The 7,800-nt window shown below is 75.5% G+C and carries 2 protein-coding genes and 1 pseudogene (1 of these 3 running past the window's edge); all 3 read right to left on the reverse strand.

Features of this window, described 5'->3' with window-relative positions; all coding sequences use genetic code 11:
- Window positions 1–3,898: the 5' portion of a type I polyketide synthase gene (locus tag IE246_RS14355; protein WP_189990768.1), read on the reverse strand. 3,077 nt of this gene lie to the left of the window's left edge; 3,898 of the gene's 6,975 nt are visible here — the first part of the coding sequence; the start codon lies at window positions 3,896–3,898; the stop codon falls past the left edge of the window.
- The gene (locus IE246_RS14360) at window positions 3,895–6,615 is read right to left on the reverse strand and encodes an amino acid adenylation domain-containing protein (RefSeq protein ID WP_444545906.1); all 2,721 of its coding nucleotides are present in this window, start codon (window positions 6,613–6,615) and stop codon (window positions 3,895–3,897) included. The genes IE246_RS14355 and IE246_RS14360 overlap by 4 nt, the downstream gene beginning before the upstream one ends.
- Window positions 6,616–6,870: 255 nt before the next feature.
- Window positions 6,871–7,779, reverse strand: a pseudogene (locus tag IE246_RS28295) (condensation domain-containing protein); the annotation flags it as partial.
- Between the last annotated feature and the right edge of the window lie 21 nt (window positions 7,780–7,800).

Here is a 7,800-nt window from a genome sequence, read left to right on the forward strand (position 1 = left end):
CGCCGACTCCGCGTTCCAGCGCCGCCGCCGCCAGGCCGTTCAGCGCGGTCGCATAGCGCGACTCGCCGTACAGTCCCTCGGCGTCGCCGCCACCGAACAGCACCGTCAGCGGATCGGTTCGGCCGGCCAGGATCTCGGCGAGCGCCGCGCCGCAGCGCGCCAGCATCGCGGTCTCGGCCGCCTGCCGGGGGAAGCGGGCCCGCAGGTCGGCGAGAAGGGCGTCGGGGTCGGCGTCCGGTCGCCGGAGCACCCGGTGCGAGCGGTCGACGACGCCGTCCACCGTCAGCATCGCCCACAGCCGCGGCAGCAGCCGGTCGAAGGCCGGCGCGACGCCGGTCACCGCCGCATGCGTACCGGGCTCGAACCGTGCGCCGAGACCGGCGAACGCCTGCGCCACATAGGCGCCGCACAGCGCGTCGACCGCCTCGCCGAAGCCCTGGTAGTCGGACAGGTCGGCCGCCGACACAATCCCGGCCGCCACCTCTGTTGGTTTCGGCAGGCCGCGCGGATCGGCCGGCACCCAGACCGGCCGGTACAGGTGACGCCGCACCGCCTCGCCGGCCGCCGCCGGCCTGCACACCAGGCCGTCGACCCGGAGAACCGCCGTCCCGTCGGCGCGCGCCAGCACCAGGTCGCCGACCAGCGCATCGGCCGTGCCGTCGCGCAGTCGGGCATGGCACCACAGCTCGCCGGCACCCGCCAAGGCCCCGGCATCGACGGCCAGCCCGTCGAACCCGGTCGGCAGGTGCCCCGGCGCGTCGGTACGCTGGAGCACGGCCCCCAGGGTCTGGAACATCGCATCGAGCAGCGGCGCGGGAACCGGCGCATCGCCGTTCGGCACGCTCACCCGCGCCACCGCCTCGCCGGCGCCGGCCCGGATTTCGCTCAGCAATCGGAAGCTCGGGCCGAGGGCGATGCCGTCCTCGGCCATCCGGCCGTAGAACGCCTCGGCGTCGACAGGCTCGCCGGACCTTCCCCGGAGTGCATCGATATCCACCGTGCCCTGCATTTCCGCCGATCCCGATGCCAGCGTCGCGTGCCGGCGCCAGCCGTCGGGGGTGCGGGCGTGCACCGTCACCGTGCCGTCCTCGTCGACCGCGGTCTGGACCGCGACGCCACCCTCCGGCACCTCCAGCAGCGCCTCGATCTGGGTCGCACCCAGCGACCCGGCACCGACCGCCAGCGCCATCGCCGCGAACCCGGCGGCCGGCAGCACCACGCGCCCCTGCACCCGATGCTCGCCGAGCCAGGCCGGCGACGCCGGGGTCAGGGTGGTCGCGAACAGCCGGCGGGCCAGCGGGGTCTCGATCTCGCTACCGAGCAGGCCAGTGCCGACGGCAACCGGCACCGCAGCCGGCCGGTCGCGCCAGTAGCGCCTGCGCTGGAACGGGTAGGTCGGCAGCCGGGTCCGCGAGCCCGCCGGCAGCACCGCCGCCCAGTCGACCGGCACGCCCTGGCAATGCAGGTCCGCCACCGCCTGCAGCAGCGCCTCGACCTCGTCGCCGGAGCTCAGCGCCGAGGTCGCGGCCACGCCGTCGAGTTGCGGCCGGGCGAGGTCGCGCAGGGTGGTGCCGGGCCCGATTTCCACCAGGCCGGTGCAGCCGAGGCTTGACAGGGTCGACAGCGCGTCCGCGAACTTCACCGGCTCGCGCGCGTGCCGGCACCAGTGCTCCGGGTCGACCGCCTCGACCACGCCGCCGGTCAGAGTCGACACCAGCTTTACAGTGCTGCCGGCGCCCCGTGGCGCGACGGCGGCGAGGTCCGCCAGCACCGGCTCCATCAGTCCCGAGTGGAAGGCGTGGCTGACCGACAGGCGCCGGGCCGGCACGCCGTCGGCCTCCAGCCGAACCAGCGCCGCATCCAGCGCCGCCGCCGCGCCCGACAGCACCACCGAGCGCGGGCCGTTGACCGCCGCCAGCGACAGGCCGAGCTCCGCCGCCAGCGCCTCGGCCGCCGCCGGCTCCAGCATCGCCGCCGCCATGCCGCCGCCCTCCGGCAGCCCGCCCATCAGCCGGCCGCGCGCGGCGGCGAACCGCAGGGCGTCCTCCCAGCCGACCAGGCCGCTCGCCGCCGCTGCGGCGATCTCGCCGACGCTGTGGCCGGCACAGGCCGCCGGCTCGACGCCCCAGGCCCGAAGCTGCTCGGTCAGCGCCCACTGCAGCGCGACCAGCGCCGGCTGCGCCCGGGCGGTATCGGCGCGGTCGGCGGTGTCCTCGAACAGCGTCGCCCTGACCCCCGGGACCAGCGCCTCGGCGCGCTCCAGGGTCTGGCGGACCACCGGGAACGCCGCGGCCAGCGCCCTCCCGGCACCAGGCTTCCAGGCGCCCTGGCCGGTGAACAGCAGGGCGAGCCGCGGCCGGTCTGCTGCGGCGACGGGCGTTGCCGATGCCAGCCGCTCGCGCGCTTCCGCCGGGGTCCGCGCCACCACCGCCGCCCGCTGCCCGAACGCCCGGCGGCCGAGCAGCGCGGTCCGCGCCACGGCCGCCAGGTCGGCATCGACGTCGAGCGCGTCGACCTGCCGCCGAACGGCCTCGGCCAGGGCGGCCTCGTCGCGCCCGGACACCGCCACCACGAACGGCCCCAACGACTTGGCCACGGCCGGCGCTTCCGGTGCCTGCTCCAGCACCACATGGGCGTTGGTGCCGCCGATCCCGAACGAGCTGACCCCGGCCCGTCGGATACCAGCCTTCGGCCACGGACGTTCGACGCCGGCCGGCACGAACGGCGTCTCGCCCAGCCGCAGCAGCGGGTTGGGCTCGCGGAAATGCGCCACCGGCGGCACCACGCCCTCGCGCACCGCCAGGGCGGCGGCGATCAGCCCGGTCACCCCGGCCGCCGCCTCCAGGTGCCCGACCGACGCCTTGGCGGTGCCGAGCGCCACCGTGCCCGGCCGCACCCCGGCGAACGCCTGGGTCAGCGCCCGGATCTCGATCGGGTCGCCGATCGGCGTCGCCGTACCGTGGGCCTCGACGTAGCCGATGCCGGCCGGCTCGACCCCGGCGACCGCCAGCGCCTCTGCGACCACGGCCGCCTGGCCGTCGACCCCGGGGGCGGTGTAGCCGGCCTTGGCGGCGCCGTCGTTGTTGACCGCCGAGCCGAGGATCACCGCGTGCACCGGGTCGCCGTCGCGCAGCGCGTCCGCCAGCCGGCGCAGCACCACGACGCCGACGCCGGAACCGAACACCGTGCCGTCGGCCGCCGCGTCGAAGCTGCGGCAGCGCCCGGTCGGCGACAGGATCGAGCCGTCCTCGTAGCGGTAGCCGACCCGGTGCGGCACCCGCACGCTGGCGCCGCCGGCCAGGGCCGCGTCGCACTCGCCGGCCAGCAGGCTTTGGCAGGCGGTGTGGACCGCGACCAGCGAGGTCGAACAGGCGGTCTGGATGCCGACGCTGGGGCCGCGCAGGCCGAGCAGGTAGGCGAGGTGGCTGGCCAGGTAGTCCTTCTCGTTGCCGATCATCGCCAGCAGGGTCGCCGGCGAGGCGCCGGCCCGCAGGCCGGGCAGCAGGTTGAACAGCAGGTAGGAGCTGATGGCACAGCCGGCGAACACCCCGACCGGGCCGGCGAACCGCTCCGGCACGATCGCCGCGTCCTCAAGGGCCTCCCAGGCGCACTCGAAGAACAGCCGGTGCTGCGGGTCCAGCAGCTCGGCCTGCTCGGCGTTCAGGCCGAAGAAGCCGGGGTCGAAGCGGTCGACGCCGTCGAGTACCGGAGTGGCCCGGACATAGCGCGGGTCGTTCCACTCGGCCTCGGCGATGCCGGCGGCGGCCCGGTCCTCGGCGCCGAGCGTGGTTATCGCGTCATGTCCCGTCCGCAGATTGCGCCAGAAGGCGGCGACGTCGGACGCGCCTGGGAACCGGCCGCTCATCCCGACGATCGCGATCTTCCCGGCCGCACTCATGACGACGGCTCCTCGCGCCGCGCCGCCCGGCGGGCCGCCCCGCGCGCCACGGCATCGGCCGCGATCCCCCCAGACCCGCCCTGGCCGAGATGCCCGGCCAGCGCGGCCACGCTCGGGAACCGGAACAGGTCGACGATGTCGATGCTGCGCCCGAGCGCCTGCTCCAGCCGGCGGTGGATCCGCACCATGTGCACCGAGGTGCCGCCGAGGTCGAACACCACGTCGTCGCGGCCTACCTCCGGTACCGCCAGCACCTCGCCGAACACCCGGGCCAGGGTTTCCTCCAGCGCGCCCTCGGCCGCCGCCGACGCAATGGCGGGGCGGACGGCCACCGGTTGCGGCAGGCGGGCGCGGTCGACCTTGCCGTTGGCGGTCAGCGGCAGGGCGTCCAGGCGCTGGACGGACTCCGGCACCATGTAGTCGGGCAGCCGGTCGCGCATCCAGTCCCGCAGAACCTCCGCCAGGTCGGCCACTGCCGCCGGTACCGCGGTGTCGTCGTCCGAGCCGTCGGGCACGCCGCCGACCAGGGCGTAGACCAGCTCGCGGTCCGGCCCGAGGTCGAGCGAGCGGTCGACCGCTGCGGTGTCGAGCACGCCGACCGGGCACAGCCCGAGCCCGGCGCCGACGGCGGTCTCCGCCAGCAACTGGCCGATGCCGCCGGCCTCCAGCAGGCAGAAGTCGCGCGACCGGTCGCCGTACAGCGGCCGGATCGCCGGGTAGTGCGCGACCAGCAGGATCATGAAGGCCGACGCCTCGGCCATCGCCCGGTTGGTCTCGGCATGCGCCTCGGCGGCGAGAGCGGCGTCCGGGTCCACCGGCTCCAGGTCGTGGCGTTCCGGGTGGTGGTAGTACAGGCCGCCGTCCAGGCCTTCGACCCGGCCGGGCTTGGCCAGCACCCAGACCTGCAGCGGGTAGCTCGAGCCGGCTGACGGGTAGCGGTACTTCGGCAGGCGTCCGACGCCGGCCGGCCGCGGGCGCAACTGCGCAAGCACCGCAGCCAGCCGCTCCAGCGGCACCGGCCCAGCGTCGAACCGCCGGACCGACCGGCGGCGGTGCCACAGTTCCTCGTCGGGCTCAGCACCCGGCAGGGAGATCCGGGCGTTGGCGCCTGGCGCCGGCTTGCGGACGGCGGGGCGCTCCAGCAGTAACGCCAGCCTCGCCGCCTGCTCGGCCGCCTTCTTCGGATCCGGCGCCGGGGCGTCGTCGGCGACCACGTAGGCCGCCAGCCGCCGCTCGCCGCGCGGCTCGCCCCAGGCGACCGCCACCGCCGCCTGGATCGCCGGATGGGCGGCCAGCGCCGCCTCGATCTCGCCGAGCTCGATGCGGTGGCCGCGGACCTTCACCTGGTCGTCCTCGCGCCCGAGGAACTCAATCGCGCCGTCGGGCAGGTAGCGGCCGTGGTCGCCGGTCTCGTACAGCCGCTCGCCGCCGCGCGGGTGGATGACGAACTTCGCCGCCGTGCGCTCGGGATCGCGCCAGTAGCCGCGCGCCAGCCCGGCGCCGGCGATGAACAGCCGGCCAGGCACGCCGTCGGGCGCCGGCTCCAGCGCCTTGTTCAGCACGTGGAAGCGCTGGTTCGCCAGCGGCCAACCGTAAGGGATGCTGCGCCACTCCGGCTCGATGCGCTCGACCCGGAACCAGTTCGACCAGATCGACGCCTCGGTGGCGCCGCCGAGCCCGTACACCGTCACCCCGCTGGCCAGCGCCTTGATGCGCGCCGGCAGGCCGAGCGGGATCCAGTCGCCCGACAGCATCGCCACCCGCAGGGCCGGGCCGATGTCGCTTCCGTGCTCGACCAGCATCGCCAGGAGCTGCGGCACGGTGTTCCAGACCGACACCCCGTGGGCCTGCATCAGCTCCAGCCAGTGGCCGGGGTCGCGCAGCCGCGCCGGCTCCGGCAGTACCAGCCGGCCGCCGCAGCTGAGCAGGCCGAACACGTCGTAGACCGACAGGTCGAAGCTGAGCGAGGACAGGCCGAGCACCGCGTCGCCGGCCCCGATCCCGAAGCGCCGATTGATGTCGGCGACGGTGTTCAGGGCAGCTCGATGCTCGATCATCACGCCCTTCGGCTGTCCGGTGGAGCCCGAGGTGAAGATCACGTAGGCGAGGTCCGACGGATCGGCGTCGGCCAGCGGCGGCACCGGCTCGTCGACCGGCGGCAGGGTGTCGACCGCGACCACGTCGACACCGGCCGGCCAGGCCACGCCGGCCAGCCGCGCCCCCACCAGCCGAGACTGGGTCAGCACCAGGGTCGCCCCGCCGTTCTCGACCAGATAGCCGCGCCGGGCCTCCGGCAGCGCCGGATCGACCGGCAGGTAGGCGGCCCCGGCCATGACGACGCCGAGCACCGCCGCCACCTGCTCCCAGCCCTTCTCCATGGCGACCGCCACCAGCCGGTCGCGGCCGATCCCGCGCGCCCGCACCTGCCGGGCCACGGCGCGGGCATGGCCAGCGAGCTCGCCATAGGTCTTGCTGACCGAGGAGGTGACGACCGCCGGCCGGTCCGGCTGGCGCGCCGCCCAGTCGAGGAACCCGTCCTGCAGGAAGCCCTGCGGCAGCGGCCCGTCGGTGGCGTTGGCCCGGGCCCGGCGCTCGACCTGCTCCGCCGGCAGATGCCGGCCGAGCGGCCAGGACCAGGCCTCGTCGCCCGCCGCCAGCGCCCGCAGCAGCCGGCCGTAGGCGGCGAACATCGCCTCCACCATGCCGGCCGGGAACATCCCCTCCAGCACGTCCCAGGACAGCACAAGGTCGTCGCCGTCCTCGATGGCGTGGTGGTCGATCCAGACCTGCGGGGTCTGGGTGATGGCGTGCACGGTGCGCCCGAGCCAGCCGATCGGCAGCGCCGCCTCGCCCTCGCCGCGGTGGCCGAGCGCGCTGGTGAACACCACCGGGATCGAGTCGACCGCGCCGTGCCGCCGGCGCGCCAGCTCGCGGATCACGCGGACCCCGCTCCAGGCGTCGTGGTCGAGGTCCTCGGCCAGCCGCGCCTGCAGGGCGGTCGCGCGGTCGCGGAAGGTGGCGGCGCGGGCGTCGGCCTCCAGCAGCAGGGTCGAGGTGAAGTCGCCGACCGTCCGCTCGAAGCCGGGCGGTGACTTGAAGGTGGTCAGGGTCAGCAGGAAGCGCTGGGTCTTGCTCCAGGCCGCCAGGATGTCGGCGTAGGCCGCGATCAGCAGGTTGGCGCGGGTGACGCCGGCGTCGCGGGCCCGGTCCCCGAGCGCGCGCCACGTCGGCCCGTCCAGGATCAGGCTGTGGCGGGCGAAGCGCGGCGGTCCCTCGGTCGCGCCGGCCCGCGGCAGCTCCGGCGGACCCGGCAGCTCGGCCAACCGCGGCGTCCAGTAGGCCTCGGCCCGCGCCTGTTCGGCCGGGTCCGGCGCCGCGTCGGTCACGAACTCGCGGAACGGCCGCCCGACCGGCGGCAGGGCGGCGTCCGGATCGGCGTACAAAGCGCCCCATTCCCGGTACAACTGCAGCATGCTGGCGGCGTCGGCGATCAGCAGGTCCATGCCCATGTGCAGCCGGACCTCGCCGTCCAGCCGGGTCACCCGGATGTCGAACAGCGGCCAGCGTGCCGGCTCGAACACGTGGTGCGACATGGTCTCGCGCAGCGCCGCCGCCCGGGCCTCGGCATCCGGCCGGCCGCGCAGGTCCAGCACGTCGATCCGGTAGTCCGGCACCTCCGCCAGCACCCGCTGCCGGCCGTCCTCGGTGACGATTGCGCGCAACATGTCGTGGCGTGCCACCAGCCGGCGCCAGGCCGTCTCCAGCCGCCCGATGTCGAGGTCGTCGGCCGCGAACTCGCGGTAGGCGTGGCAGCCGACATTGCCGAGCGCTACCGAGCGGCGGCCGACCCAATAGGCCTGCTGCACGTCGGTGAGCGGGAAGTCGTCCGAGCCGCCGGCACG

It is taken from the genome of Thalassobaculum fulvum, assembly GCF_014652915.1.
Lineage (GTDB): Bacteria > Pseudomonadota > Alphaproteobacteria > Thalassobaculales > Thalassobaculaceae > Thalassobaculum_A > Thalassobaculum_A fulvum.

Excerpts from the sequence above, each read along its gene's own strand:
- IE246_RS14360 (WP_444545906.1), bottom strand. The coding sequence starts at position 6,615 with ATGTTCCCGGCCGGCATGGTGGAGGCGATGTTCGCCGCCTACGGCCGG.